32 protein-coding genes are annotated in these 26,525 nt (G+C 35.6%); all 32 read right to left on the minus strand.

Annotated elements, in window-relative coordinates; translation table 11 throughout:
* Window positions 1-39: 39 nt before the first annotated feature.
* On the minus strand, window positions 40-759 hold the full coding sequence (rpsB, locus tag NST00_RS13055) for a 30S ribosomal protein S2 (RefSeq protein ID WP_016836786.1): 720 nt from the start codon (window positions 757-759) through the stop codon (window positions 40-42).
* Between the two features lie 161 nt (window positions 760-920).
* The gene (locus NST00_RS13060) at window positions 921-1,526 is read right to left on the minus strand and encodes a hypothetical protein (protein ID WP_016836785.1); all 606 of its coding nucleotides are present in this window, start codon (window positions 1,524-1,526) and stop codon (window positions 921-923) included.
* Between the two features lie 8 nt (window positions 1,527-1,534).
* Window positions 1,535-1,855: a hypothetical protein gene (locus NST00_RS13065; RefSeq protein WP_016836784.1), complete on the minus strand. Its 321-nt coding sequence runs from the start codon at window positions 1,853-1,855 to the stop codon at window positions 1,535-1,537.
* A 14-nt stretch (window positions 1,856-1,869) separates the two neighbouring features.
* A complete protein-coding gene (locus NST00_RS13070; RefSeq protein WP_016836783.1) occupies window positions 1,870-2,634 on the minus strand; it encodes a FliA/WhiG family RNA polymerase sigma factor in 765 nt (254 codons plus the stop codon).
* Window positions 2,635-2,806: 172 nt separating this feature from the next.
* The gene (locus tag NST00_RS13075; RefSeq protein WP_016836782.1) at window positions 2,807-3,169 is read right to left on the minus strand and encodes a hypothetical protein; all 363 of its coding nucleotides are present in this window, start codon (window positions 3,167-3,169) and stop codon (window positions 2,807-2,809) included.
* Entirely contained in the window at window positions 3,166-3,669 is a 504-nt protein-coding gene (locus NST00_RS13080) for a chemotaxis protein CheD (protein ID WP_016836781.1), read from the minus strand. Before NST00_RS13080 ends, NST00_RS13075 begins: the two co-directional genes overlap by 4 nt.
* Window position 3,670: 1 nt before the next feature.
* Window positions 3,671-4,294: a chemotaxis protein CheC gene (locus NST00_RS13085; RefSeq protein WP_016836780.1), complete on the minus strand. Its 624-nt coding sequence runs from the start codon at window positions 4,292-4,294 to the stop codon at window positions 3,671-3,673.
* A gap of 24 nt (window positions 4,295-4,318) precedes the next feature.
* Entirely contained in the window at window positions 4,319-4,765 is a 447-nt protein-coding gene (locus NST00_RS13090; protein ID WP_016836779.1) for a chemotaxis protein CheW, read from the minus strand.
* A gap of 23 nt (window positions 4,766-4,788) precedes the next feature.
* Entirely contained in the window at window positions 4,789-6,861 is a 2,073-nt protein-coding gene (locus NST00_RS13095; protein ID WP_016836778.1) for a chemotaxis protein CheA, read from the minus strand.
* Window positions 6,862-6,876: 15 nt separating this feature from the next.
* Window positions 6,877-7,950 (minus strand): protein-glutamate methylesterase/protein-glutamine glutaminase, encoded by a 1,074-nt coding sequence (locus NST00_RS13100; RefSeq protein WP_050988821.1) that lies wholly within the window; start codon window positions 7,948-7,950, stop codon window positions 6,877-6,879.
* 51 nt (window positions 7,951-8,001) lie between these two features.
* The gene (locus tag NST00_RS13105) at window positions 8,002-8,871 is read right to left on the minus strand and encodes a MinD/ParA family protein (protein WP_016836776.1); all 870 of its coding nucleotides are present in this window, start codon (window positions 8,869-8,871) and stop codon (window positions 8,002-8,004) included.
* A complete protein-coding gene (gene flhF / locus NST00_RS13110) occupies window positions 8,868-10,004 on the minus strand; it encodes a flagellar biosynthesis protein FlhF (protein ID WP_016836775.1) in 1,137 nt (378 codons plus the stop codon). Before flhF ends, NST00_RS13105 begins: the two co-directional genes overlap by 4 nt.
* Complete coding sequence (flhA, locus tag NST00_RS13115) at window positions 10,001-12,034, minus strand: flagellar biosynthesis protein FlhA (protein ID WP_340710090.1); 2,034 nt, start codon at window positions 12,032-12,034, stop codon at window positions 10,001-10,003. Before flhA ends, flhF begins: the two co-directional genes overlap by 4 nt.
* An 18-nt stretch (window positions 12,035-12,052) precedes the next feature.
* A complete protein-coding gene (gene flhB / locus NST00_RS13120) occupies window positions 12,053-13,141 on the minus strand; it encodes a flagellar biosynthesis protein FlhB (protein ID WP_340710091.1) in 1,089 nt (362 codons plus the stop codon).
* 1 nt (window position 13,142) lies between these two features.
* Complete coding sequence (gene fliR, locus NST00_RS13125) at window positions 13,143-13,916, minus strand: flagellar biosynthetic protein FliR (RefSeq protein WP_016836772.1); 774 nt, start codon at window positions 13,914-13,916, stop codon at window positions 13,143-13,145.
* Between the two features lie 5 nt (window positions 13,917-13,921).
* Complete coding sequence (gene fliQ / locus NST00_RS13130) at window positions 13,922-14,191, minus strand: flagellar biosynthesis protein FliQ (RefSeq protein ID WP_016836771.1); 270 nt, start codon at window positions 14,189-14,191, stop codon at window positions 13,922-13,924.
* A 13-nt stretch (window positions 14,192-14,204) separates the two neighbouring features.
* Window positions 14,205-14,870: a flagellar type III secretion system pore protein FliP gene (fliP, locus tag NST00_RS13135; protein WP_016836770.1), complete on the minus strand. Its 666-nt coding sequence runs from the start codon at window positions 14,868-14,870 to the stop codon at window positions 14,205-14,207.
* Entirely contained in the window at window positions 14,870-15,520 is a 651-nt protein-coding gene (locus tag NST00_RS13140; RefSeq protein WP_016836769.1) for a flagellar biosynthetic protein FliO, read from the minus strand. The genes fliP and NST00_RS13140 overlap by 1 nt, the downstream gene beginning before the upstream one ends.
* Window positions 15,521-15,528: 8 nt before the next feature.
* Entirely contained in the window at window positions 15,529-15,891 is a 363-nt protein-coding gene (locus tag NST00_RS13145; RefSeq protein ID WP_016836768.1) for a response regulator, read from the minus strand.
* Window positions 15,892-15,915: 24 nt separating this feature from the next.
* Window positions 15,916-17,148: a flagellar motor switch phosphatase FliY gene (gene fliY, locus NST00_RS13150; RefSeq protein WP_016836767.1), complete on the minus strand. Its 1,233-nt coding sequence runs from the start codon at window positions 17,146-17,148 to the stop codon at window positions 15,916-15,918.
* On the minus strand, window positions 17,141-18,136 hold the full coding sequence (fliM, locus tag NST00_RS13155; protein ID WP_016836766.1) for a flagellar motor switch protein FliM: 996 nt from the start codon (window positions 18,134-18,136) through the stop codon (window positions 17,141-17,143). Before fliM ends, fliY begins: the two co-directional genes overlap by 8 nt.
* A 28-nt stretch (window positions 18,137-18,164) precedes the next feature.
* Window positions 18,165-18,593, minus strand: coding sequence for a flagellar basal body-associated protein FliL (gene fliL / locus NST00_RS13160; protein WP_016836765.1), 429 nt, complete (start codon window positions 18,591-18,593; stop codon window positions 18,165-18,167).
* Entirely contained in the window at window positions 18,583-18,804 is a 222-nt protein-coding gene (locus NST00_RS13165; protein WP_016836764.1) for a flagellar FlbD family protein, read from the minus strand. The genes fliL and NST00_RS13165 overlap by 11 nt, the downstream gene beginning before the upstream one ends.
* 91 nt (window positions 18,805-18,895) lie before the next feature.
* Complete coding sequence (locus tag NST00_RS13170) at window positions 18,896-19,936, minus strand: flagellar hook-basal body complex protein (protein ID WP_016836763.1); 1,041 nt, start codon at window positions 19,934-19,936, stop codon at window positions 18,896-18,898.
* A 77-nt stretch (window positions 19,937-20,013) separates the two neighbouring features.
* On the minus strand, window positions 20,014-20,385 hold the full coding sequence (locus NST00_RS13175; RefSeq protein WP_026018946.1) for a TIGR02530 family flagellar biosynthesis protein: 372 nt from the start codon (window positions 20,383-20,385) through the stop codon (window positions 20,014-20,016).
* Window positions 20,386-20,398: 13 nt separating this feature from the next.
* Window positions 20,399-21,058 carry a flagellar hook assembly protein FlgD gene (gene flgD / locus NST00_RS13180; protein ID WP_016836761.1) on the minus strand — a complete coding sequence of 220 codons (660 nt, stop codon included), beginning with the start codon at window positions 21,056-21,058 and terminating at the stop codon, window positions 20,399-20,401.
* A gap of 3 nt (window positions 21,059-21,061) precedes the next feature.
* Complete coding sequence (locus tag NST00_RS13185; protein ID WP_340710101.1) at window positions 21,062-22,318, minus strand: flagellar hook-length control protein FliK; 1,257 nt, start codon at window positions 22,316-22,318, stop codon at window positions 21,062-21,064.
* A 15-nt stretch (window positions 22,319-22,333) separates the two neighbouring features.
* Window positions 22,334-22,942, minus strand: coding sequence for a MotE family protein (locus tag NST00_RS13190; protein ID WP_340710103.1), 609 nt, complete (start codon window positions 22,940-22,942; stop codon window positions 22,334-22,336).
* A gap of 7 nt (window positions 22,943-22,949) precedes the next feature.
* Complete coding sequence (gene fliJ, locus NST00_RS13195) at window positions 22,950-23,399, minus strand: flagellar export protein FliJ (RefSeq protein ID WP_016836758.1); 450 nt, start codon at window positions 23,397-23,399, stop codon at window positions 22,950-22,952.
* Entirely contained in the window at window positions 23,399-24,721 is a 1,323-nt protein-coding gene (fliI, locus tag NST00_RS13200; protein ID WP_026018945.1) for a flagellar protein export ATPase FliI, read from the minus strand. Before fliI ends, fliJ begins: the two co-directional genes overlap by 1 nt.
* Window positions 24,722-24,726: 5 nt before the next feature.
* Window positions 24,727-25,524, minus strand: coding sequence for a flagellar assembly protein FliH (gene fliH, locus NST00_RS13205; RefSeq protein ID WP_184656203.1), 798 nt, complete (start codon window positions 25,522-25,524; stop codon window positions 24,727-24,729).
* Window positions 25,508-26,524 carry a flagellar motor switch protein FliG gene (gene fliG, locus NST00_RS13210; protein WP_096550657.1) on the minus strand — a complete coding sequence of 339 codons (1,017 nt, stop codon included), beginning with the start codon at window positions 26,522-26,524 and terminating at the stop codon, window positions 25,508-25,510. Before fliG ends, fliH begins: the two co-directional genes overlap by 17 nt.
* Between the last annotated feature and the right edge of the window lies 1 nt (window position 26,525).

Genomic DNA, 26,525 nt, shown 5'->3' on the forward strand with positions numbered 1-26,525 from the left:
ATAAGTGAAACATCCACTTATCACCTTTGTAGTAGTGAATTACTCAGCAACTACTTCTTCAGCTGGAGCTTCTGATTCACCTTGTTTAGACTCGATAAGAGCATCTGCCATTTTAGCAGTTAATAATTTTACAGCACGAATCGCATCATCGTTTGCAGGAATTACGTAGTCAATTTCATCTGGATCGCAGTTTGTATCTACAATTCCTACAATCGGAATATTTAATTTACGAGCTTCAGCTACAGCGATACGTTCTTTACGTGGGTCTACTACGAACATTACGTCAGGTAATTCAGTCATTTCACGAATACCGCCAAGGAATTTCACTAATCGTTCATGTTCTTTTTTCAATTTCGTAACTTCTTTTTTAGGAAGAACGTCAAAAATTCCTTCTTCTTCCATTTTCTCGATTTCTTTCATACGAGCAACACGTTTTTTAATTGTGTCGAAGTTTGTTAACGTTCCACCTAACCAGCGTTGGTTAATGTAGAAGTTTCCTGAACGTTCAGCTTCCTCTTTAATAGCGTCTTGTGCTTGTTTTTTTGTTCCAACAAAAAGAACTTTTCCGCCATTAGCGCCAACTTCACGCATGAACTCGTAAGCTTCTTCTAATTTTTTTACAGTTTTTTGTAAGTCGATAATGTAAATGCCGTTACGTTCAACAAAAATGTATTTTTTCATTTTTGGATTCCAACGGCGAGTTTGGTGTCCGAAATGTACACCAGCTTCAAGTAATTGTTTCATTGAAATTACTGACATGAATTTTCCTCCTAATTATATTGGTTTTGTTCCTCCGCATTTCTCATCTGAATAAGCAACTTAAAGAAAATCTTTAAGCACCACTTATTCATCGAAAATGCGTGTGTAATAATCACACCACTTGGTAATATAACACAATCCCTTTTACTGTGCAAGAAATTTTATGCATTGAACTTTAATAATAGTTCAATTTCCGTTTTTCCTTTTTGCGTGATTTTTGCGATTTCCTCAATCGATTTACCTTCTTGATGAAGAGCAACGATTTTTTCTTTGAGTGTTGGTGATGTCATTTGTAAATTAGTTTCAGTGAGTTTTTGCTGTTTTTCTTCATTTACCGCCTCTTCATTCAACTTCTCTCTATTTGACGTATGGGATTTTTGTTGTTGAATATAGGCATTTTTTGCAACAGCTTTCGGAATCACTTGCAACTTTTCTATTTTTTGATTCCCATTGTTTTCTTCATTTTTTAATTGAACACTGTCTTTATTAATATGATCAGAAATTCGTTTATTTATTTGTTCATTTGCTATGTTATAGCTTTCATTTGGTTGAGGTTTTGATAGCTTTGTTAATTCATCAATAAAACGTTCATTTTCTTCCTTCATTTCCAACAAATAGACGCTAATTGCATTTTCCATTTCTTCCATTAATTTATCTTGCCGCAATTCCAAATCTTTAAATTTAGCGATTTTCGCATTTAGAATGAAAATGAGGAAAAAGCTAATCAATTGAGAAATAATCAATAGAATGATGAATATTGTAGTCATAAAATCTCCTATCCGCTAAAATCTATATACTTTCCTTTATATGGATGTTGTGCTTTCTGCTGTTCTTGTTGTTGTTGTTGTTTCTTTTGTCCATTGTGATTGTTGGATGATTGTTTTCCTTTTCGTTCTTTTTCCTTTTCTTCTTCAGAAACTTCTGAGATTTTTTCGGTGTCATTCACGGTAAGCTGCTTTCTTTCAATCTCTCTTTTTAACGCCTCGTTAGCATTATATTGTTGCTGAACGACGTGCTGTTGATGCTCCCCAACCATTTTCCCAGCGTCAACAGTTTTCGGAATAGCAATTTGTAATTCAACACCTTTTAAACTCATTAGCTCCTCCTAATTTAAGCATTAGCCTCGCTTGATAGCAGTTTTCTTAATTTCAATAACGCTTTTGAGTGTATCTGTGAAATACGAGAAGTGGATAAATCTAACATTTCACCAATTTCCGTCAATGTCATTTCTTCAGAATAAAAAAGACTTAATACGAGTTGTTCCTTCTCACTTAACTTTTTAATATTTTCAGCAAGTTCGTCCACTAGTTCTTTATGAAGCGCCTCTTGTTCAGGTGTTCGTGTATTTTCATCTCGAATGACACAAGCTTTCCCATCAGCATCTTCAGAATCTTGCTGCGTTTCGTTTAGAGATAATATATTTGAAAAGAAATGTTCTTGTACTGTTTGATATACTTCTTCGACAGGCATATTCATATGTTCTGCCAGTTCTTCAGGTGTTGCATGGCGCATTAATTTTTGTTCTAATTGTTCAATTGTAGCTTCCATTTTTTTCGCTTTTTCCCTTGCAGTACGCGGTAGCCAATCCTCTTTTCTTAGGCCATCAATAATGGCTCCCCGTACACGAAAAGATGCGTATGTATCAAATTTTAAATCTCTATTAATATCAAATTTATTTAAAGCATCAAATAGTCCCATCATACCTAAGCTAGTCAAATCATCCCGAGACACATTTTTTGGCAATCCAGTACCTATACGTTGAACATGATAGGACACAAGCGGTATGTATTTTTTTATTAGTAAATTCCCTGCATGCGGATCTCGATCTTTTATCCAGCTATTCCATAATTTTTGTTCATCTAGCTTACTTACCATCGAATCCACCTTTCTTTAACAAACGCTTTTCTTTCCATTATTATACCAAATATAGGTCTAAAAAACACAGCATTCTATAGGACTAAATCATTTACTGACCATTAGGAAATTCCTCTTAATAGATATGAAAAAAGAGCCTAAATTCGGCTCTCTACAATTTATAAAATAGTTCTTAGGTATCTCTTTCTTCTAGCAATCTACGCACGACATCTGCAATTTCTTCTGGATTTTCATCTTGAAAATCATTAGAAGCTCTTTTAAAGCTATTATCCATTTCCTCATCCATTATATTTTCACTGTTCTCAGATGCAACTTCTTCAATAAAATCTGCAAAAAGTGCGTCATCAGGTGTATACAAAATATAGCCTATTAAATACCGTACAGCGAACATTACAACAAAGGCAGCGAGTGCAACAATGAATGAAACAAGCAAAATCTGCGAAGGAAATATAGAAATTTGATACATAATCGCAAAGGTAATGGTAAATGCTATTAAACTACCCCAACAATTATAAAATATAGAGCCATACATCATATTTCACTCACTCCTTTATTGACTGTCCGAATCATTAATTTACTAGTATCAGGATCAAATTCAATCGTCCTACCGCTATTACCACCTGTATCTTCCGCAATGAGAGGAATCCCCAATTCTTTTAATACTTTTTTCACAGCTTCAACGTTGCGAGGACCTATTCTCATCATATTCTTATCTGAAGCAAATTGGAACATTTGGGCTCCACCAGCTATTTTGGCCTTTAACCGATACTTTTGAGCCCCTTCTACTAATAACATCTCTAGTAGACCTTGAATACCAGTATCGGCAAATTTTGCACAATTGATTGTTTCTGAACGGCTTAATGAAGAATCCGGTAACATAATATGAACAAGCCCTGCAACCTTCTTCGTTTCATCATATAAAACTACTCCCACACATGAGCCTAGTCCCGAAGTTCGAATCGTATCCGGAGATTTGACTACATCCATTTGGGCAATTCCAACTTTAACTACCTTTCCTTCCTTCGATGCAAACATACTATTCGACCCCTAACGCCTTAAATATTACGTTAAAAGACTCAGGGTCAGGTAATAATAAAAAGTGCCCTTTCATTTCTGTATTTTCAAGCCCTTCTTCCGAAATGGATGTATTGATGACAATCACATAGTCGCTTACTTGAGAAATTTCAATGAGGCCAATACTAATGATTGCCCCAAACATATCAATGCTTAAACCAGGTACTGTAGGATACATTTTTAATTGCAAAAAATCAGACAAGGCGGATAGATAAGATCCAGATAATATGTTTCCCATTTCTTGCATTGCAGACATTCCGATGAAAGAGCCATTGGATCGAAAATCGAACTGGTCATCTTGAATGAGATGTTGAATGAACCGATTGGCCTGTTCAATCGGTAATATGAAAAACATGCTTCCTTCTAAATCGCCTTCGATTCGCAAGAAAATACCAACAACGACTTTTTCCGGTCCGCCAGCTAAATCCATCATTTCATTAAATGTAATCATTTCTACTTTTGGGACGCGCATTTCGATTTTTTTCTTTAGCAAATCCGATAAAGCAGTCGCTGCATGAGCTGCACCGATATTTCCAATCTCCTTCAGAATATCTAAATGCATAGAATTAATTTTAGGATGCCCCATATGAATCCCTACTTTTTTAATATACTATTCAGATATATTTAATACTTTATCTAAATGTAGCAATATTAATAAACGATTATCAATTTTAGCAACCCCTGAGATGAATGCTTCTTCTATCACACCTACTACTTCTGGTTGAGGTTCAATAGAATTCACTGGAAGATCAATGACATCGTTCGCGGAATCTACTACAAATCCTACTTCCATGTCATCAAACTGAACAATAATAATTCTCACAGATTCAGTATTTTCAGCTGATGGAAGACCAAAACGTTCACGCAAATCGATAATAGGTGTTACAACTCCGCGCAAATTGATGACACCTTTTACGAATTTTTCTGTTCTTGGTACTCGAGTAATATGCATCATTTTCTCAATACCTTGAACTTGGCTTACAGGAATAGCATATTCCTTATCCATTAATTGGAAAACTATTACTTTTATACTTTCTTGCTCCACAACAGTTGCCATTTACAACACCTCATTTCATGGAATTATTTCATTAACGCATTAATATCAATAATTAACGCTACTTGTCCATTACCTAAAATTGTTGCACCTGAAATGGCAAAAATATTTTTTAAATAATTGCCTAATGATTTTAAAACAATTTCTTGTTGGCCAATGAATGAATCAACGACTAAACCAGCTAATTTATCACCTTTTCGAACAATCACAACAGATAAATATTCATCATCATAAATTTCATTGCGCGGTACTTCAAATACTTCATCTAAGAAAATTAACGGAACAACTTTTCCTCGGAAATCAATTACTTTTTGATTATGAGCATTTAAAATCTCAGATTTTTTAATAATTGAAGTTTCGATAATTGATGATAACGGAATCGCATAAATTTCTTTCTCAATTTCTACGAGCATGACAGAAATAATAGATAGAGTTAATGGCAATTGAATGGAGAATTTCGAACCAACATCTTGTTCTGACTCAATAGAAATGCTGCCTCCAAGAGATTGAATCGTTGTTTTTACTACGTCTAAGCCGACACCGCGCCCAGAAACATCCGTTATCTTTTCAGCTGTTGAGAAACCTGATTCAAATATGAGTTCGTTGATTTGCTTATCGGTTAATACTAACGCCGATTCTTTCGTCACAATACCTCGATCGATTGCCTTTTTTAATACTTTATCTTTGTTGATTCCAGCTCCGTCATCTTCTATTTCAATAAATACATAATTTCCGCTATGATATGCCCGTAAGATGACCGTACCTTCTTCTGGTTTACCTTTTGCTTTTCTCACTTCCGGACTTTCGATACCATGGTCTACAGAATTACGGATTAGGTGAACTAACGGATCACCAATTTCATCGATTACTGTACGGTCTAGTTCCGTTTCTGCACCGATAATTTCCAGATTTATTTTTTTATTTAAATCTCTGGATAAAGAACGAACCATTTTAGGGAAGCGGTTAAATACAGTTTCAATTGGAATCATCCGCATTGTAAGGACAATATTTTGTAAATCTCCCATCGTACGGCTCATTCGCTCAACTGTTTCTGTTAATTCTGAATGTTTAACATCTGTCGCAATCGATTGTAATCGTCCACGGTCTATTACTAATTCTTCAAATAGATTCATTAAAATATCAAGGCGCTCAATGCTTACCCGAATCGTTTTTGACTGTGCACTTTGTTTCGTCGCATTCGATTCTTTCTTTAACGGTTCAGACTTTTTCTGCTGTTTTGAAGGTTGTTGTTCAGATTTTTTTGATTCTTGTTGAAGTTGTTCTTTTGAAACCAATTCTTCTTTGCTGGCCTCTTTAATCATTTCTTTCGTCAATGGTATTACTACAACTTTATCAATCTCAGAAACTTTATTAATTTTCTTTTGAATTTCTTCCGCAGAATCTTTCGTAATGAATGTTACTTGGAATGTTTGATCGAACTGTTCTTCCTCAAGCTTTTCAACCGTTGGGAAAGATTTTAATACTTCACCATTTTTTTCTAAAACCTCAAAAACCATGTATACTCGTGCTGCCTTTAATAGACAGTCAGGTCGAAGGGAAACAGTAATTTCATAGACATTAAAACCTTGTTCTTTCGATTGTTGCAATACCGTAACATCGTACTCATCATAAATTAAATATCGGTCAGTAGTAGGTTCTTCCGTGTATACATCTGCTGCTATTTCTTGTTCAGTTGGAGTGCTTGTAGGAATCAGTTGACCTGCTTCAATCGCTTTTAATTTCGATACTATATCGGAAACATCCCGTTTCCCATCACCGCCATTTGCTATATCCACTATCATCGCTTCTAAATGGTCTACCGATTCAAATACAATATCTAATAGATTTGAATCAACAACGATTTTTTCATTTCGAATGGCATCTAGAACGTTTTCCATTTTATGTGTTAAATCCGCTAAGTCTTCAAATCCCATCGTAGCAGCCATTCCTTTTAATGTATGAGCCGAGCGGAAAATCTCATTAACGATGGATAAATCATTCGGATTCTTTTCAAGTTCTAATAATTGATCACTACAAGCTTGTAAATGTTCTTTACTTTCTTCTATAAACATGTCCAAATATTGCTGATTCATTTCCATTCGAAAACACTCCCTTTATGACAAATATTTCATCATTGTCTCTGAAATTTCATCTAAATTGACTACTTCATCAACTAACTTTGTCTCAACGGCAGCTTTTGGCATACCATAAACGATACAAGTTTCAGCTGATTCAGCAATCGCGATGACATTTCCAGATTTCTTCAATGCCATTAACCCTTTAGAACCGTCATTACCCATCCCAGTCATGATGATTGCAATTTTATCTAATTCATTAAACTGGCTAATATTTTCAAAGAGAACATCAACGCTTGGTCTGTGGCCAGCTCTTGGTGGTTCCTGATTATCTAAAACAATTTGATAATGTTGGCCATTTTTTTTCATTTTTAAATGGTAACCACCTGGTGCAATATAAGCAGTTCCTTTTTCAACAATTTCACCCTGTTCAGCTTCCTTCACTCGGATTTTACTAAGATGGTTTAACCTGTCTGCTAATGATTTTGTAAACCCTGGTGGCATATGTTGAACAATTAATATGGGTGCCGATAAGGATTCAGGCAAATTTGTAATCACTTCTTGCAAAGCTCGTGGCCCACCAGTTGATGTACCTATTAATACAATCTTCTCTGAAGTTTTTGTCCAATTTTTATTACTAGTAGATGAAAATTCTGTTACTACATGCGTTTCATTAGTGTTTAGGGTTGTTTCTTGTTGAATATTGTTTATATAATGTTTTTTTGGATTAATTTGCTTTCTTAATTTTTCAATCGGAATTTTTGAAGCGAGCTCTACTTTTCGAATAAGCTCGTCCTTAACTTTATGTAAATCAAGAGAAATCGTGCCCCCAGGTTTTGTCACAAAATCAACTGCCCCATATTCCATTGCCTGCAATGTTTTCTGAGCACCTTTTTCAGTAAAACTGGATATCATAACGACAGGAACAGGGGAAACTTCCATTATATGCTTTAACGTTTCAATACCATTTAATTCCGGCATTTCAACATCCATTGTGACAACATCTGGGTTTAGTTGTTGAATTTTTTGAATGGCATCCTTTCCATTCCTTGCTGTACCAATTACTTCAATCGATGGATGTTGATGAAAGAAATCACTGATTACTTTCCTCATGAAAGCGGAATCGTCTACTATTAGCAATTTATGTTTTTTCGAAGGTTCCAATTAATCACGACCTTTCGAGAAAATACGTTTTAGTCTAGTTATAAATGAATTGGATGGAAGAGGAATCTCTTCTCCTAACTTTTTATGAATAAAACGATTTACAATTTCATGTAATGATTTTGAAATTTGAGCATTTGGATATGAAATTGAAAAAGGTACTTGCTCAATCACTGCTTTTCTGACTGCACTATCCTCTGGCAACCAACCAAGAATCACAACTTCTTTTGATAAAAATTTCAACATTGCATTTTTTAGCCTCTGCAACGTTTCCCTTCCTTCTTCATTTGAAAACGCTCGATTACATAATAGATAAAATGTTTTGCTCGGTTCTTTTAAATAAATGAATTTCATCATTGAATAGGCATCTGTAATCGAAGTTGGCTCAGCAGTTGTGATTACAATGACTTCCTCAATGGACGTAACCACATCTAGCGCCCAATTTGTTGCTCCTGCTCCCATATCGAATAAAATATAATCATAATTTTTCTGCAATTCTTCAAATGCATGTATGAAGGCATCAAACATCTCTTCTGACCATTCAATGACCGATGAAAAACCGGAACCTCCGGAAATGTAATGAATGTCTTGTGGACCTGCATAAATGATTTCTTCGAACGAAACATGTCCTTCTAAATAGTCCTTCAAATTATATTGAGCTTGTTTTCCTATTAAAATGTGAACATTTGCCATTCCGAGATCCATATCTAATATGACAACTTTTTTCCCACGTTTCGCTAGATTAATAGCAAAGTTTGTTGTAAAATTACTCTTTCCTACTCCGCCTTTACCGCTAACAACAGCGATGGATCTCCCTAATGCACCTTGACGCTCCAACATTTTCATTCGCAATTTTTCTGCTTGATCTCTCATTTGAATTCTCCTTGAAAGAACAATTCAAGTAATTTGTCTGCAGTTGCTTCTTCAATATCTTCCGGTACTTCTTGCCCAGTTGTATAGTAAGCAAGTCCTTTATTATATTTAATCATTAAATTATACATCGCGCCAATAGAATTTGTTTCGTCAATTTTAGTGAAGACAAACTTCTCAACAGGTAATTCATTAAATTGTTCGATAATCGTTTCGATATCTTTCTCTTTAGCAGTCAAAGATAGAACAAGATAAGATTCAACTTCTTCATCGAAAGAAATCAGTTTCTTTAATTCATTCACATATTTTGCTTCTTTATAGTTGCGCCCAGCTGTATCAATGAACACTAAATCTAAATGTTCAAATTTTTTAATTGCTTCTTTATAATCATTGAAGTTGTAAACAATCTCTACGGGGGCTTGAAGAAGATTAGCGTATGTTTTTAACTGTTCGATTGCTGCAATTCGATATGTATCGGTTGTTATAAATCCGATTTTTTTCTTCTTCTCCAAAACACTTCGAGCTGCCATTTTAGCAATCGTCGTTGTTTTTCCTACCCCTGTCGGACCTAAGACACACACGTATTTTTTCTCATAGGATAAACCTCCTAATGGGAGGGGGGAAAGTTTCGCTTGTAAAACTTTTTTTGCAATGTTTTTTATTTCTTGATTAGATATTTCCTTCGTCGTTTGCATATGTACAAAAAGCTCATCACAAATGGCCGTGATGAGCTCTTGATTAAGCTCTTGACGTTTCATATATTCAGCAAATGGTTTAAGTTCATCAGGCAATGAAGATTGAATTGATTCATGTTTCATTGATTGTAATATTTTTTTTAAGCTGGCAATCTCTTCTTTTAGCTCCGAAACATTTCCTGCTACAGGTTGTTCGTCTTTTTTTGGAACGATGGGCTGAACTTTCACAGGGCTATCCATTTGTTCTGGCATATCAAATTTTGGACGTTCAACTACGTCAATTCCAGCCAGAACCTCAAAATTTTTCTGTCTTATCAAACCGAAAAATTTCTTTTTGACAATTACTTTAGAATTGATGATGACAGCATCTTCACCTAATTCTGAACGCACTTGTTTCATCGCTTCAGCAATAGAAGGTGCTATATATTTTTTCATTTTCATTCAACGGTCACCACCCCAACACTTTGGATTTCAACGTTGGCATCCAATTCGTTATAAGACAATATAGGAATTTGTGGGAAATATCGTTCCGTTAATTGTCTTAAATACATTCGAATACCTGGTGAACATAAAATAATTGGCGTTTGTTCCATGTATGAAACTCTTTCCACTTCTTTTGCAATGGACTCAAGAACGTTTTGAGATTCTTGCGGATCCATCGCCAAGTAATTTCCATGTTCTGTTTGCTGAACGCTATCTGCAATGATTTTTTCTAATTTTGCCGGAACGGTAATTACTTTTAATTGCGATCCGTCTTGTACATATTGCCTTGTAATTTGTCGTGCAAGGGCTTGTCTTACGTATTCTGTTAGTACATCCGTGTCACTTGTCAATTTTGCATAATCTGCCAAAGTTTCAAAAATAACTGGTAAGTTGCGAATCGAAACATGTTCCTTTAATAATTTTGCGAGTACTTTTTGAATTTCACCAATCGATAATGGGGTTGGTGTTAGTTCGTCGACTAAAATAGCATGTGTTTCTCTCAAATGATCGATCAGTTGCTTTGTTTCTTGTCGACCGAGTAGTTCATGAGCGTTTGCACGAATGACTTCTGTTAAATGTGTGGATACAACACTTGGCGGGTCAACAACAGTAAATCCTCGCATCTCCGCCTCTTCTTTTACTTCCTCAGTAATCCATTTTGCAGGGAGACCAAAAGATGGTTCAATTGTATCAATACCTTCAATCGAATCGTCATCACCAGGGCTCATCGCTAAATAATGGTCTAATAATAATTCTCCCCTTGCCATTTCATTTCCTTTAATTTTAATACGATACTCATTCGGCTGTAATTGGATGTTATCTCGAATGCGTACAACAGGAATTACAAGACCTAGTTCTAATGCAAGCTGACGACGAATCATCACAACTCGGTCAAGCAAATCCCCACCTTGCTGCACATCAACTAAAGGAATTAAACCATAACCAAATTCAAATTCAATTGGATCAACATTTAATAAATTGACAACATTTTCTGGACTCTTCATTGTATCGGTTACTTGTTCTTCCTCAATTTCCAACAATTCTTCTGGGTCCTCTTCTTTTTTGCGACTCATTAAAAAGGCTCCAATGGCAAGTAATGCAGCAATTGGAATTGTAATCCAGTCAGGAATCGGAGTAAAGAGGCCAAGCAAGAAAATGGTTCCCGCTGCTACATAAAGCAATTTTGCTTGAGAGAATAATTGCCCTATTATATCTTCTCCGAGATTACCATCGCTTGCTGCTCGAGTTACTACAAGACCTGTTGCTGTTGATACAAGTAAGGCTGGAATTTGAGCAACGAGACCATCACCGACTGTTAATTTGGAGAAGTGGTCTGCCGCTTCAGAAAAAGAATATCCCATTTGTAACATCCCAATAAACAAACCAAAAATTAAGTTTATAAATACCATGATGATGGAAGCAATGGCGTCACCTTTTACAAATTTCGTAGCACCATCCATCGCCCCATAGAAATCTGCTTCTTTCGCAACTTTATCGCGACGTTCCCGTGCTTCCTTTTCAGAAATTAATCCTGCATTCAAATCTGCATCAATACTCATTTGCTTACCAGGCATCGCATCTAACGTGAAGCGTGCTGCTACTTCCGCAACCCGTTCTGAACCTTTCGTAATAACGATAAAGTTCACAATGACAAGCAACATGAAAATAACTAAACCAACTAGTATATTACCGCCCGTTACGAATTCCCCGAACGTTTCAACGACGTCACCTGCATCTCCTTGGGAAAGAATGGCACGAGTAGTTGAAATACTCACACCAAGTCGGAACAACGTCAAAATCAATATAATTGACGGGAAAATCGCAAATTGCAACGCCTCTTTCATGTTCATTGCAGTGAGCAATACAAGTAAAGAAAGCGTAATATTAATGATGATTAAAAAACTTAGCAACCATGTTGGTAGAGGGATTACGAGCATCGCTACTATTACGATGATAAATGCTAATACTCCTAAGTCGCGAAATTTCATGTTTTTCCCTCCTACAAACTAAATTTTACGTTTAACTCGATAAACATAAGCTAATATTTCTGCCACTGCTTTGAAAAATTCTTCAGGCACTTCTTCACCAATTTCCACTTGATCATATAGCGCCCTTGCTAATGGTCGATTTTCTACCATGACGATATCATTTTCCTTTGCAATTAATTTGATTTTTTGTGCTACAAAGTCGACACCTTTTGCAACGACTTTAGGAGCTTCCATGGACTCATCATCATATCTTAAGGCAACTGCAAAGTGAGTTGGGTTTGTAATAACCACATCCGCTTTCGGAACTTCTTGCATCATGCGTCGCATAGCCATTTCTCTCTGCCGTTGCTTAATTTTCGATTTGATGAGTGGGTCCCCTTCCGTATTTTTATACTCATCTTTAATGTCCTGTTTCGACATTCTTAATTTTTTTTCATAATCGAATTTTTCATATATGTAATCAAGAATAGCGACTAATAGTAAGGCAATGGCACTAGCGATGCCCATCATAGCCGTTAGTTTTGCAACTATTATTAATGCTTCCCAAGGGCTATGAAATGCTAAAGACAATACATCGTCAAAATTAAGCCAAATAACAAATCCAGTTACTGTCCCAATAAATGCTACTTTTAACAAAGACTTAATTAAGTTCACAATAGCTCTTAATGAAATAATTTTCTTAATCCCTTTTATTGGATCAATCTTTTTCAAATCAAATTTCATTGTTTCTGTTGTAAACAAGAAACCAAATTGTAAAAAGTTAGAGAACATTGCCACAACCATTGCTACTACCATCACCGGTAATAAAATGACAGCCATTTCTGAAATAGAATCAACATAGATATTCATGATGGTATCGACTGTCACTGTCTCAAAAAGTATGTATTTTTCAAAGGCTTGTATAAAAAAAGAAAGGAGACCTTTAAACATAAACGGTGCCATAAAGGTGAGAAAAAGAAAAAGGATTAAAAACAAAATCGCTGACGAAAAATCTTGGCTTTTTACAACTTGTCCCTTTTTTCGAGCATCTTTCCGTTTCTTTTGAGTCGCTTTTTCTGTTTTTTCACCAGCAAAATATTGTAAGTCTAAAGGAAGCAGTAACTTCAAATTATGCACCACCTAAAAACTGCATGAATTCACGCATAACGGTAATCATTAATTCAATCACCTTTTGCATCACTTCAATCATAATCCCCATTGAAATGAACAATACAAGAAATCCTACGATAATCTTTAATGGAAATCCGATAATAAAAATATTTAATTGAGGAACCGTTTTTCCGGTAATACCAATAGCAAGCGTTAATAAAAACAATGCTGCTACTAAAGGTGCTGACATTTGAAAAGCAACCGAAAAGACTACAGCAATCAACTTTACTGTAAATTCCGCCATGCCAGCATCCCCAAAGTTCGGAAAATGATTAATTGGAATAAACTGATAACTATAGTAAATTCCATCTAAAATAAGGTGGTGACCGTTAGTAGCAATTAATAAATATAAAATTAGTAAGTTAAAAAATTGTCCCATCATTGGACTTTGTGCACCGGTAAGCGGATCAACAATATTTGCCATGGCAAATCCCATTTCAAAATCGATAAAACCACCAGCTATTTGTACGATGGATATTATGATGGTTGCAGCTAATCCAATAATAAGCCCAATCATCGCTTCTTTCATAATAAGCAATATGTAATTCCCATCAATTGGAATCACTTCTGTTTGAATCGTATAATACATCATCCAAGCAAGCATTAAAGCTAACAAAATTTTTAATTGGGGTGGTATCGTACGATATGAAAAAAAAGGGACGGTAACAAAAAATGCAGAAATCCTTACAAACATTAATAGGAATACAGAAAATTGTGGTATGATTTCTAACATTTATGTCACCCTATGTATCGCGTTAAGTTGTTCAAGATGTCAATAAAGTATTCTGACATTTTTGACACCATCCATGGTCCAAAAAATACGATGGCTACTAACACCGCAATTATTTTCGGAGCAAACGCCAATGTTTGTTCTTGAATAGACGTTGTAGCTTGGAAAATGCTGATGATTAGACCAGTAACTAAAGCGACTAACATTAGTGGACCTGCAACTAAGAGGACAACCCATACCGCTTGTTCAGCTATTTGAATGACTGTTAATTGTGACATTGAGTTTCCTCCCTTAGAAACTTTGGAGTAAAGATTTAATGACTAAATACCATCCATCGACAAGTACAAATAATAAAATCTTAAATGGCAACGAAATCATGACAGGCGGTAACATCATCATCCCCATAGACATGAGTACACTTGCTACAACCATATCAATGACAATAAACGGAATGAAAATCATAAATCCCATTTGGAAAGCGGTTTTCAATTCACTCAAAGCATAAGCCGGTACCAATATGGTTAAAGGAATCTCCTCAATGGATTGTGGTCTTTCTGCTTGACTATATTGTAAAAACAGTTCCAAATCTCCTTGTCTTGTATGTTTTGCCATAAATTCCTTAAATGGAAGACTTGCTCTAGAATATGCTTCTTCAAGGCCAATCTCTTCGTTAAAGAGCGGTTGCAATGCTTCATCATTTACTTGTTGGAAGGTTGGAGCCATAATAAAGAAAGTTAAAAATAATGCTAACCCAATAATTACTTGATTGGGAGGCGTTTGATTCGTCGCTAAAGCTGTCCGAGTAAACGAAAGGACTATGACGATACGTGTAAATGATGTCATTAAAATTAAAATACTTGGTGCAAGTGATAATACTGTCAATAATAATAGTAATTTTACAGAAGTAGCGACGTTCGTAGGATCAGAGTCAGAAAAGAATGAGATAAATTGTTCCATTATTTATCGTGCTCCTTTTCCTTCCATTTTTCGAGCTCGTCGCGACGCATCTTTTGAATTTCAGATAAACGCTGATTTAACATATTCCCGAAATCTGAATGATTACTATTTTCACGCGTTTTTGACTGCCCTTTCAATTTTTTAAATAATTCTGCAATGAATGGTGGACTTGTTGTTAACATTTGTTTTTCATTGTAAAGATTAAGCAACTTGTCAATTTCATCACGATTTGAAATTTCCTTAATGAGTTCTACATTTTCACCTACACCAACGATGTACAGCTTATCTCCAATTTGCAAAATTTGAACAGACTTTTGTGAACCTACTGAAATACCACCGATATTTCGAACAATTTGATTTTGTTGAAAATGATAGCTTTTTTTATTAATAAACTTTAACACCCAAATTAATAATAAGAGTACAAAAATGAGTGCGAGCAGCATTTTGATATAATCCCAAGCTGTAAGACCTACAGCTGCCGATTCTTTGACAGCTGTAGAATCTTGATTGAAAGTTTCAGGATTATCAAAATAGCCTTCGTCAATCATTTTATTTTTTTGGTTCGCAAAAGTGAGCTGTGCTGGAGCAGTCATTATAAAAACTGCGAACAACATAAGGACAATGCTAATTTTTTTATAAAGGTTTTTCATCTTTCCTATCAACCTATTGCTTTTTGGATTGCTTCAATAACACGATCTGCTTGGAATGGTTTTACGATAAAGTCTTTCGCACCCGCTTGGATGGCATCAATGACCATCGCTTGTTGACCCATAGCTGAACACATAATTACAACAGCGTTTGGATCAATCGATTTAATTTGTTTCAATGCTGTTATGCCGTCCATTTCTGGCATCGTGATGTCCATTGTCACTAAATCTGGTCGCAATTCATTATATTTTTCTACAGCCTGCATTCCATCTGCTGCCTCTCCAACTACTTCATAGCCATTCTTCGTCAAAATATCTTTAATCATCATGCGCATAAATGCTGCATCGTCAACTATTAAGATTTTTTTAGACATAGTAAGATTCCTCCATTATTACATCTATCTTAGATTATTGATGCGTTCTTTCTGACTGATAATATCTGTAATTCTCACACCAAAGTTTTCATCAATGACTACAACTTCACCCTTCGCAATTAGACGATTATTTACCAATATATCAACTGGCTCACCAGCAAGACGATCTAGCTCTATAATGGAACCTGAAGCTAATTGTAAAATTTCTTTCACTGAATGCTTCGTCCGTCCTAATTCAACAGTTACTTGTAAAGGAATATCAAGTAACATATTTAAATTTCGAGCTTCTGCCTCTGTCATCTTCGGTTGTTCAAATGTTGCAAATTGTGCTTGTTGAACATTTACCGGCTGAGGTTTTGGTTGTGAATAAGTTGTAAAACTTGGTATTTCATGAGTAGTAGCAGCTTGCTGCTGATATACTGGTTGATTAGCCTGTTGTATTGGTTGTTCCAATTGCGATGTTGTGCTTTGTTGCATTGGCGATGCAGTTAATTGTTTCGGCTCAGCTTGTGCATGAGGTTGTGCCTCAGGTTGATTCGCATCTGCATTTTCACCGAATAAGGATTTTACAAGCTTTTTACTTAGATCTAATGGTAGTAATTCCATGATTGTAGAATCTACTAAATCCCCGATGAGTAAACGGAAGGAAACTCTTACCAATATTTCATCATCAGGAATATTCTCTTCACCTTCATTTTCCTTAATATTTAGTAAAGCTAGAGAAGGTGGTGAAATATCTACTTTTTTGTTAAACATCGTAGACATGGAGGTTGCAGCTGAACCCATCATTTGATTCATCGCTTCTTGAACAGCACTTAATTGGATTTCTCCTAAATCTGGGTTCGGATTGCGTCCATCTCCTCCAAGCATTAAATCTGCAATGATTGCAGCGTCTGATTGTTTAATGACTAATAAATTCACACCGCTTATACCAGTTGTATATTCTACTGATACAGCAACATATGGATGTGGAAATTCTTCTTCCAAATTATTTCTATTAATTAGTGACACTACAGGAGTTGTTATTTCAACTTTTTGCCCTAACAATGAAGATAGTGCAGTTGCTGAGCTCCCGAAAGAAATATTTCCTATTTCACCTAACGCATCGCGTTCCATTTCTGTTAAATAATCTTCAACAACTAATTTTTCGTTTGAATTTGTTTTAGAATTTGAAGCCATTTCCTCGATTTTATCATCTAGTGTTTCACCTCGAAGTAGGGCTTCAATTTCTTCTTGGGAGAGCATATCATCACTCATCTTCTTCTCCTCCTTTCAAAGTCTCAATAATCTGAACTGCCATTTTTTTCTTTAATTTACCCGGCTGAACAGTAAATTTTGGAATATCTCCAATTCTAAGAATTAATGGATCAGAAATTTTCTGATCGAGCTGGATGACATCACCGATATTCATCGTTAAAAAGTCTTCGATTGAAATCGTAGATGTACCGAGTTCAGCTACGAGCTGTAAGTCAGATTGTTTTACTTTTGTTTCTAACGCTTTGATTTGTGCTTCTGTTGGCTCTTTTGTATTCGATTGCATCCAGTATTGGACAGACAAATTATGTATAATTGGTTCCAATACGACATGTGGAATACAAATGTTAATCATGCCAGAAGTTTCACCAATAACGGTATTCATTGAAATAACGATTACTGTTTCATTTGGTGAAATCATTTGTAAAAATTGTGGGTTCACTTCGAGTTCAACAAGCATTGGGTCAATTTCAGCGATATTTTCCCAAGCTTCACGCAAATTATCGAAGGAACGTTCAAATAAGTTTGTCATGATTTTTTGTTCGATTTCAGTTAAATTGTCAACATTTGAATAACTTGTACCGCTACCACCCATGAGGCGATCTAACATGGAGTAAGCAATGTTTGGATTGATCTCCATTAAAATATTACCATCTAAAGGCGGTACTTCAAATACATTTATTAATGTCATATTTGGAATCGAGCGAACAAATTCTTCAAAGGGAATTTGATCAACAGATGCTACAGAAATTTGTACATATGTTCTAAGTTGAGCAGAAAAGAATGTAGTTAAAAGTCTTGCAAAGTTTTCATGAATTCGCGTCAGACTTCGAATTTGATCCTTTGAAAAACGAAGGGCACGCTTGAAATCATAAACTTTGACTTTTTTCTTTTCTTCTTCTTTCTTCATTTCATCTGCTGACATTTCCCCAGTAGAGATTGCTGAAAGCAGCGCATCGATTTCCGATTGGGATAATACATCACCTGGCATTTGACCACCTCCATTTCAACAGATTTCTTTACTGAATGATGTAGGAGGTAATGTATACTTGTTGCACTTCACCCTCTTGCATCAATTCATTTAATCGGGCTTTAATCGTTGATTCTAATAGAATTTTTCCTTCTTTTCCTTTTAGGTTTTCCTCCGTTAATTCAGATAGCTCCTCTATGATAATGTTATTTGTTTGGAAGTCGCGTTTAGCTAGTTCCTTTGCTGCTTTAGGGCTATCTGTTTGAATTTTCAATTCAATGCGAATATAATTTCCATCTGCTAAATTGGTCGTTATTTCAGGTACATCTACGCTAGATTCGATAATTTTATCGATGGTTGGTTCGAGGGTTGTAGATTGTTTATTGAATTGAGTCAATAAAACTACAAGTACAACCCCAATTAACGTAATCGACACTAAAATGATGAGCATTACTGTTAATAATTTATTATTCTTCATTTTCATCACCTCGTAGATGGGGGTTAGAAAGCACTTGAATCGTGCGATAATAATTTGTCACTTTTTTTCTAACTTCTTCTTCAGTTTCCTTTACAATATATTTCCGCCCAGTCGTTAGCGTAATGGTCGTATCTGGAAAGGATTCGACTGTTTCTATGTATAAAGCATTCAATGAAAATGTTTTGCCATTAAGGCGTGTTAGTTGAATCATTGAAATAGGGCCGGGAAGGATAGAGCCGGCCCGACCCTCCTTTTCTTTAAAATAATCCAAAGACTAGTAAGTTAAAAGATTACTAGATTGATTATCGTTTTAAGTTCACTAATTCTTCTAAAATTTGATCGGAAGTTGTAATTACGCGAGTATTTGCTTGGAAACCGCGTTGTGCCACAATCATTTCCGTAAACTCTTCTGATAGGTCCACATTTGACATTTCAAGGAACCCAGATTCGATAGAGCCTATACCTGCTACGGTTGCAACTTGTGTATAGGCAGCTCCTGAGTTATTCGTTTCTTGATAATAGTTGTTTCCAACTTTTTGAAGACCACCTGCGTTAGGGAATTTTGCCAACACAATTTGCCCTGCCCATTTTAATTCACCATTTGCATCAACAAATGTCACAGTACCATCTTGCCCGATACTCATTTCTGTTGCATCTGTAGGAATTCGAATTGGTTTATATATAACATCCATACCATCAATTTCATCTTCAACTGGTGTAATCCATGCAGGATCGTCAGATGGTGATAAATCCTCATTACCGTCTATGTCTGTGTTTTTCCCAGGTATTGTAGGGAAATCTAATGAGTTAATAACATCGTCACCATTTTCATCATCGACTACAGGTGCTACACCAACTAAATATTTCCCTTCAGCATTGACAAGGTATCCTTCATCATCCAAATAAAAATTCCCCGCTCTTGTATATAAAATATTCGTGAAGTTAGTTTCACCTACCCCCTCATCACTAATCTCTTCAGCAACATCTGGTTCATCTGAGCTATATCGTTTAAAATCAATTACTGTATCAGCCACCATAAAGAACCCGTCACCTGAAATCGCTAAGTCAAGAGTGCGAGAAGTAGATTGAAGGGCTCCAGTAGAATGAATGACATCAATTGCTGCCATTGTAGAACCTAATCCTACTTGTTTTGGATTGACACCTCCACGTGTTGCTGTTGCACCGGAAGCACTACCGATGTTTTGAGAAATCATTTCTTTAAATACTGTTCTACTTTTCTTGAATCCATATGTGTTAACATTGGAAATGTTGTTCCCAATAACATCTAATTTTGTTTGATGGTTTCTTACTCCGGAAATAGCAGAGTACATTGAACGTAGCATGTTTTTCCTTCTCCTTTCGATTGTATATTGTTTGCTTCTGTCAGTCCGCAAACGAAGGCATCCAGATTGGTCCTGCCTTAAAGTACAATAGTGCCATCAATATTTGTAAATAATTGTTCTTTTGCTTCATCTCTCTCCATTGCTGTAATGACTGTTCCATTTTTAGCGCTCACGATTAACGCAGCTTGATCCATTAATACGAGTGGTTGTTTAATCCCTTTCGAACGAGCTTCAATTACTTTGTCCGTAATTTTTTCCCACTCTTCTTCTGAAATTTGAATATTTCGTTCCCGAATTCGTTCATTAGCATGTTTGCTTATTTTCAGTTCATTTTTCGCTTGTTCAAAATGCTCAATGAAGCTTGTCGTCTTTTTTTCTGTTGTTGGTTTCGAGCTATGTTTTAGATGAATCGGTTGTAATGGTACGTGCTGAAATTGTATTCGATGCATGGATTCACCAACCTTATTCACTGACAATTTCAAATTGCTCTTTCTTTAACCGAACTTGGTTATCTAAAATATATTCAATTGTTTGATTGTTTGTTGTCACAGCTTCGATGATTCCTTGAACAAACTCACCGTTTTCATTTTGGTATTTGACAGTTTTTCCAATAAGTTTACTTGCCTCTACTAGAGGATTTTCAACTACAGGTTTTTCGCTATTCTTTTTTAAAATAGAAGAAATATTGCCTGCAGTAATTTCTTTTCCATCATCTAATATAAACAATGGCATGCCGTTTTTAAATTTTATTTCAACGATAACCCCTTGGCCTTCGTTAATAATCGGCTTTCCTTTTTCATCCAATTTATCGGTAATTTCATGCCATTTTACTTCTTGCCCTATGAAAGATGTGTATGCCATCAATTGCGTTTGCAATTGTGATTCGAGCAAATCCTCCATTGCTTTCGTCATGTTCTGCATTTGTTCTAATGTTGAAAACTGAGCCATTTGAGCAATGAATTCTTTATCTTCTACTGGATTAGTTGGATCTTGATGCTGCAACTGAGTGATTAGAATTTTTAGAAAATCATCTTTACCAAGGATAGAGTTTCCTGTACGTTTTTCTACTTTTTTATTGTTAGATAAATAGTAATCATTTGTGATTTTTGACATTTCTGCCATATGCTACACTTCCTCATTTACTAAAAATTCATTAAAAGACAGTTTTTCATCATCTTGCTGCTCTTCTGAATCTTTATCATTTTCTTCAGACTGTTGCTGACCTTTAAACATATTGTTAAATAAATTTTGGTCGCGTAAATCCGTCTCTTGTAAACTTTGTTGAATATCGATTCGATCAAGTTGAATGTTTTGTTGAACAAACGCTTGCTTTAATTGATGAATTTGACTATCCAGTAATTCTTTTCCAAGTGCAGTTGAAGCAAGCAATCTAGCAGAAATCACACCGTCTCTTTGTACTAATTCGATTCGAATAGATCCTAAATGTTCAGGATAAAGTTTTAATAATAATTTCGTTGTTCCTTGAGAATTGGATATTTGGCTACGTTGTAATATCGATTCAATTTGTTTTACTAATGATTCAGCCTGTGATCCATTATTTGTATTTGGCAAAGTAATCGTAATTGTTTTCGTTTCCGAATTTTGATGTAAAGAAATATTGGAAGTTGTATGAGCGTTAGAATCAACTTCTGTTTTTACCTGTTTAACTACGACTTGCTGGAAATTTTCTAATGAAAATTTGCCAGTTGATGTTGTCATTTCCTTTATAATTGTTTTTTCAATATTCAGTAAGAACGTTTTTAAGTTAGAAATCTGTTCTTGTTGTTCTAATTTTAATTGAGACTGTTCGCCAACTAATTGGGCTAATTTTATTACTTGCAAAAATTTCACTACATCTCTTTGTAATCCATTCTCTTCGCCAAATAAAATTGAAGTCATTTTGTCCAACAATTGCGACTCAACGTTGGCGTTTAAAGACTGCTGTTCATGATTTACGAGATGAATGAAATCCCAAATATTATCGATGCGAACTTCTTCTCCCAAAAGCTCTTGAGCAATTTCATTTAGTTGCTCAGTATTCATATTTAATAGTGTTAAAATGTCATCGATGTTTGACATTAATTCTTCTATTGTAATTACTTGCTCTTCTTCACCTTGGGAGAGTATAATCAATCCTTCATCGTTAGGAATTTCGAGTAAATCAAATATGTCTTCTACGGAATCAGCTTTTAATAGTGGTTGAATTTCTTTTTCTACCGTTTCCATAATTCCGGATGACATTTTCTCTTCACTTTGAACAACCTTATTAAAAACATCACCAAACTTACTAAAACCTTCTTTGTTTTTGAAAACATTTTGCTGTCCTTTTATGGATCCTAACGATTGGGATTGAGATATAATAAAGGGCATTCCTATACTCATTCTTTCACCTCCTTTCTAGTTGGTATTTGATTCTTTGTTTTTAGATAATAATTCTGTATATCTTGCAGCCTCTTTCGGATCCATTTTCGCTAAAACTTGAGAAAGTGTATCTGGCTTCAAATTCGATAATATTTCCAACGCTTGTTCATCTTTCATTTCTACAATGATTGGTGCAACAGCTTTGGCCGACATTTTTTCATAAGTGTTAACAATTTCTTTCAAATCTTTTTTTGATTCTTGTTTTCCAGATTCTAATTCTTCAATTCTTTTTCGCAATTCTTTCTGTATTGCTATATGATTTTCGTTCTCAGCTAAAGCAGTATCCAATTCGCTTTGTAATTTTTCAATTTGCGCATCTTTTTCTTGAATTTGCGCTTGTAATTCAACAATTTTATTGTCCATATCAATAGCGCTGGCAGGTGTTTCTTCTTCAGTACGAGGCAACATTTCAGAAGCCTTTTCAAAGATGTTCGTATTTGTAAATTGAGCAACGACGAGCAAAATGGCTATAACGAATAGTAGCGGAATAATCACCCAAGCGAAGAATTTTTGAAAAAATCCTGGTGATTTTTTTTCCATAAAATCTTCAGTATAATCATTTTTCAGCTTTTTGTTCACTTTCACCATAAAATCACCTAAATATCTTCTTGTTGTACATAAGTGAGGAAATCTCGTCCAAGTGTTGGGCCTCTAGGCGATTTTGTTCCTCTTGAAATGCACTATAATCCTTCTCTCGCATTTTTTCATACTTACGTACTTCCAAGTTTTTTTCTACTAATTTTTGTTCATACCATTGCATTTTTACACGTGCTTGTTTTACTTTTTGTTGTACTTCATCAATGGTATGTTCCAAACTATCAATAAACTTTGCAAAATGGTGGATTTCATCAATCGTTAGTCCATTTTTTAACCGCTCATTTTGATATTCAATTAAGTTTTCTTTTTTCTTTAACAATTCATATAATTGTGTCGCTACTTTTTCAAAAGATCGAACCGATTCTTTGTAAGCCATTTCTGTTTGCTGTTTTTCTTGTTCGCGAATTGTTAATAGTTTTTCAAATCGATACGTATATTGAACCATTATTTGCCACCGCCATTCGCTAAAGCAATTAGTTCGTTAACACTTTCTTCAAGTGTTACTTTTTCTTTAAATCCTTGTTTTAAAAATTGAGTAATAAGGGGTTCATAATAAATCGCTTCGTCAATTTCTTTCGACGTTCCTTTTTTATAAGCCCCAATGTTTATTAAATCTTCTGATTTTGCGTATGTATAATACAATTCTCTAATTCTCTCAGCAGCTTTTACATGTTCTTCAGAAGAAATATGATTCATTAAACGGCTGACACTTTTTAGTACGTTAATAGCCGGATATTGTCCCTTATTTGCTAAGGTGCGGTCTAATACGATATGTCCATCTAAAATACCTCGAACCGCATCTGCAATTGGTTCATTCATATCATCCCCATCAACAAGCACCGTATAAAAGGCCGTTATACTCCCTTTCATGCTTGTCCCGGTTCTTTCTAACAATTTCGGTAATATTGAAAAGACTGATGGCGTATAACCTTTTTGAGCAGGCGGTTCACCTGTTGCTAATCCAATCTCCCGTTGTGCCATTGCAACACGAGTAACAGAATCCATCATTAACATGACATTTAAACCTCGTTCTCGGAAATACTCAGCAATGGCTGTCGCAGTAAAAGCACCTTTTATCCTCATTAATGCAGGCTGATCACCTGTAGCTGCAATCACGATGGATCGTTTTAATCCTTCTTCACCTAAATCACGTTCGATAAACTCCCTCACTTCTCTGCCGCGCTCACCAATAAGAGCTATCACATTTAAATCTGCTCTTGTGTTACGTGCAATCATGCCGAGAAGAGTACTTTTACCCACACCAGAACCTGCAAAAATACCAACCCTTTGTCCGCTTCCTACCGTCAGCATCGCATCAATGGCTTTTACTCCCACTTCCAATTGCTGATCAATGGGCGGACGATGCAAAGGATTTGGAGGTTCGTTTTCTGTAGGTACCGAAACTAATCCTCTCGGAAGAGAAGTCCCATCAAAAGGGTTGCCTAGCGAATCTAGTACTTTTCCAATTAATTCAGGACCGACTTTAACTTCTAATGGACTTCCTGTTCCTTCCACTAAACAGCCAATGGAAATTTCTCGTACGGAAGTAAAAGGCATTAACATAACATACTCATCTTTAAAGCCTACTACTTCCGCTAAAATTACTTCGTGCCCTTTTTTCGTACGAACATGAATTTTGCATACGTCATTGATGGAACATTCTGGACCTTGAGATTCTATCAATAGTCCGACAACTCTCGTAACTTTTCCATATTTTTTGAACGTGTCGATGGCAGGTATATTGTTGACCAAGTCAGCCGCTTTCATCGGAATCAATCCTTACTCTCCAAAATTTCGCTAAGCTTTAAGCGCAATTCTTTCAATTGTTCATCAATTGATAATACGATGCGCCCATGATTTGTTTCAATGTAGCTATCTGTATCGTTCAAATCTTCATTTACAAAGATTAAGAACGGAACATCCGGCGGGAACATTGCTGCTAGTTCATCTCGATTTTCAGTTACCAACTTGTAATATACTGGTGATAAATATAGTTTAATTTCTTTGCTTTCTTGCGCTTCTTTTAAACCTCTTCGAACTATGGATAAAAATAACGCTTCATCTTTTTCTAGCGATGCTCCAATAATCTTTTCCGCTGATTTAATCGCCAAATCTAAAATAACATGTTCCTGCTCCTCAACATATTTCATTCCATTGATGTGAGCATTCTCAACAGTTTCATTCGCTAGTTTTAACGCATTTTCCATATCTGCAGTCGCTTTCTGAATTCCTTCTTCATAACCTTGTTGAAAGCCTTCATCATATGCTTCTTTTTGAAGAATGAGCTTTTCCTCTTGCCATTGCTGTCTTAATTTCTCGATTTCTTCTAGTTTCGCTTGGCAATACAATTCAAATTCTTCCCGCTTTGAAGAGATTTCTAGATTCGCTTCTTCAAGAATGCGATCTCGCTCTTTGTACACCTCGTCTAATGTGATTGAATGCTCCTCTTCGCCTATATCCTGGGTAGAATCAAACTGTTTCGCAAAAAGATTTCGAATTTCAATTTGAACCGGCCCATTTTGCTTTTTAATTGCCTCGCTCGAACGGATTAGCTTAGACAATGACGTCATCTCCTCCACCTCGAGCTATAATAATTTCTCCAGCTTCTTCTAATCGACGAATGATAGCAACAATTCTCATTTGTGCTTCTTCTACATCACGTAGGCGTACAGGTCCCATAATTTCCATCTCTTCTTTAAATGTATCCGCCATTCGTTGTGACATATTGCGGAAAATAATTTCTTTTACCTCATCACTACATACTTTCATTGCGAGCAACAAGTCTTCATTTTCACAATCTCGAATAACTCGTTGAATTGAACGATTATCGAGAGTCACAATATCTTCAAATACAAACATGCGTTTTTTGATTTCTTCTGCCAACTCTGGATCTTGAATTTCAAGCGCATCGAGTATTGTTTTTTCTGTTTGGCGATCCACACCGTTTAATACTTCTACTACAGCATCGATGCCGCCAGTTTCCGTATAATCTTGCGTAAAAGTGGATGACAATTTTCTTTCCAATACCGATTCAATTTCACTAATGACTTCTGGTGAAGTCGATTCCATAGTGGCAATTCTTCTTGCGATATCCGCTTGCACTTCTTGTGGTAATGAAGATAAGATAACACCAGCTTGCTGCGGATCTAAATATGACAAAATTAACGCAATTGTTTGCGGATGCTCATTTTGTATAAAATTTAAGATTTGTGATGGATCAGCTTTTCTAGCAAAGTCGAAAGGTCGAACTTGCAAGGAAGATGTTAAACGATTGATAATATTTTGTGCCTGTTCAGGACCTAACGCCTTTTCTAATATTGTTTTTGCGTAGCCGATACCACCTTGCGAGATATAATCTTGAGCTAGAGCAATGTTATGAAATTCTTCGATAATCTGTTCTTTCACTTCAGGTTCAACTTTTTTCACTGCTGAAATTTCTAATGTAAGTCGTTCAATTTCCTCTTCAGATAAATGTTTATAAACATTTGCGGAAACTTCTGGTCCTAAAGAAATTAACAGCAGTGCAGCTTTTTGTTTTCCTGTTAAAAATTTCTTTTCTTTTTTAGACACA

Origin of the sequence: Ureibacillus sp. FSL K6-0165, from assembly GCF_038004285.1 — a bacterium.
Lineage (GTDB): Bacteria > Bacillota > Bacilli > Bacillales_A > Planococcaceae > Ureibacillus > Ureibacillus thermosphaericus.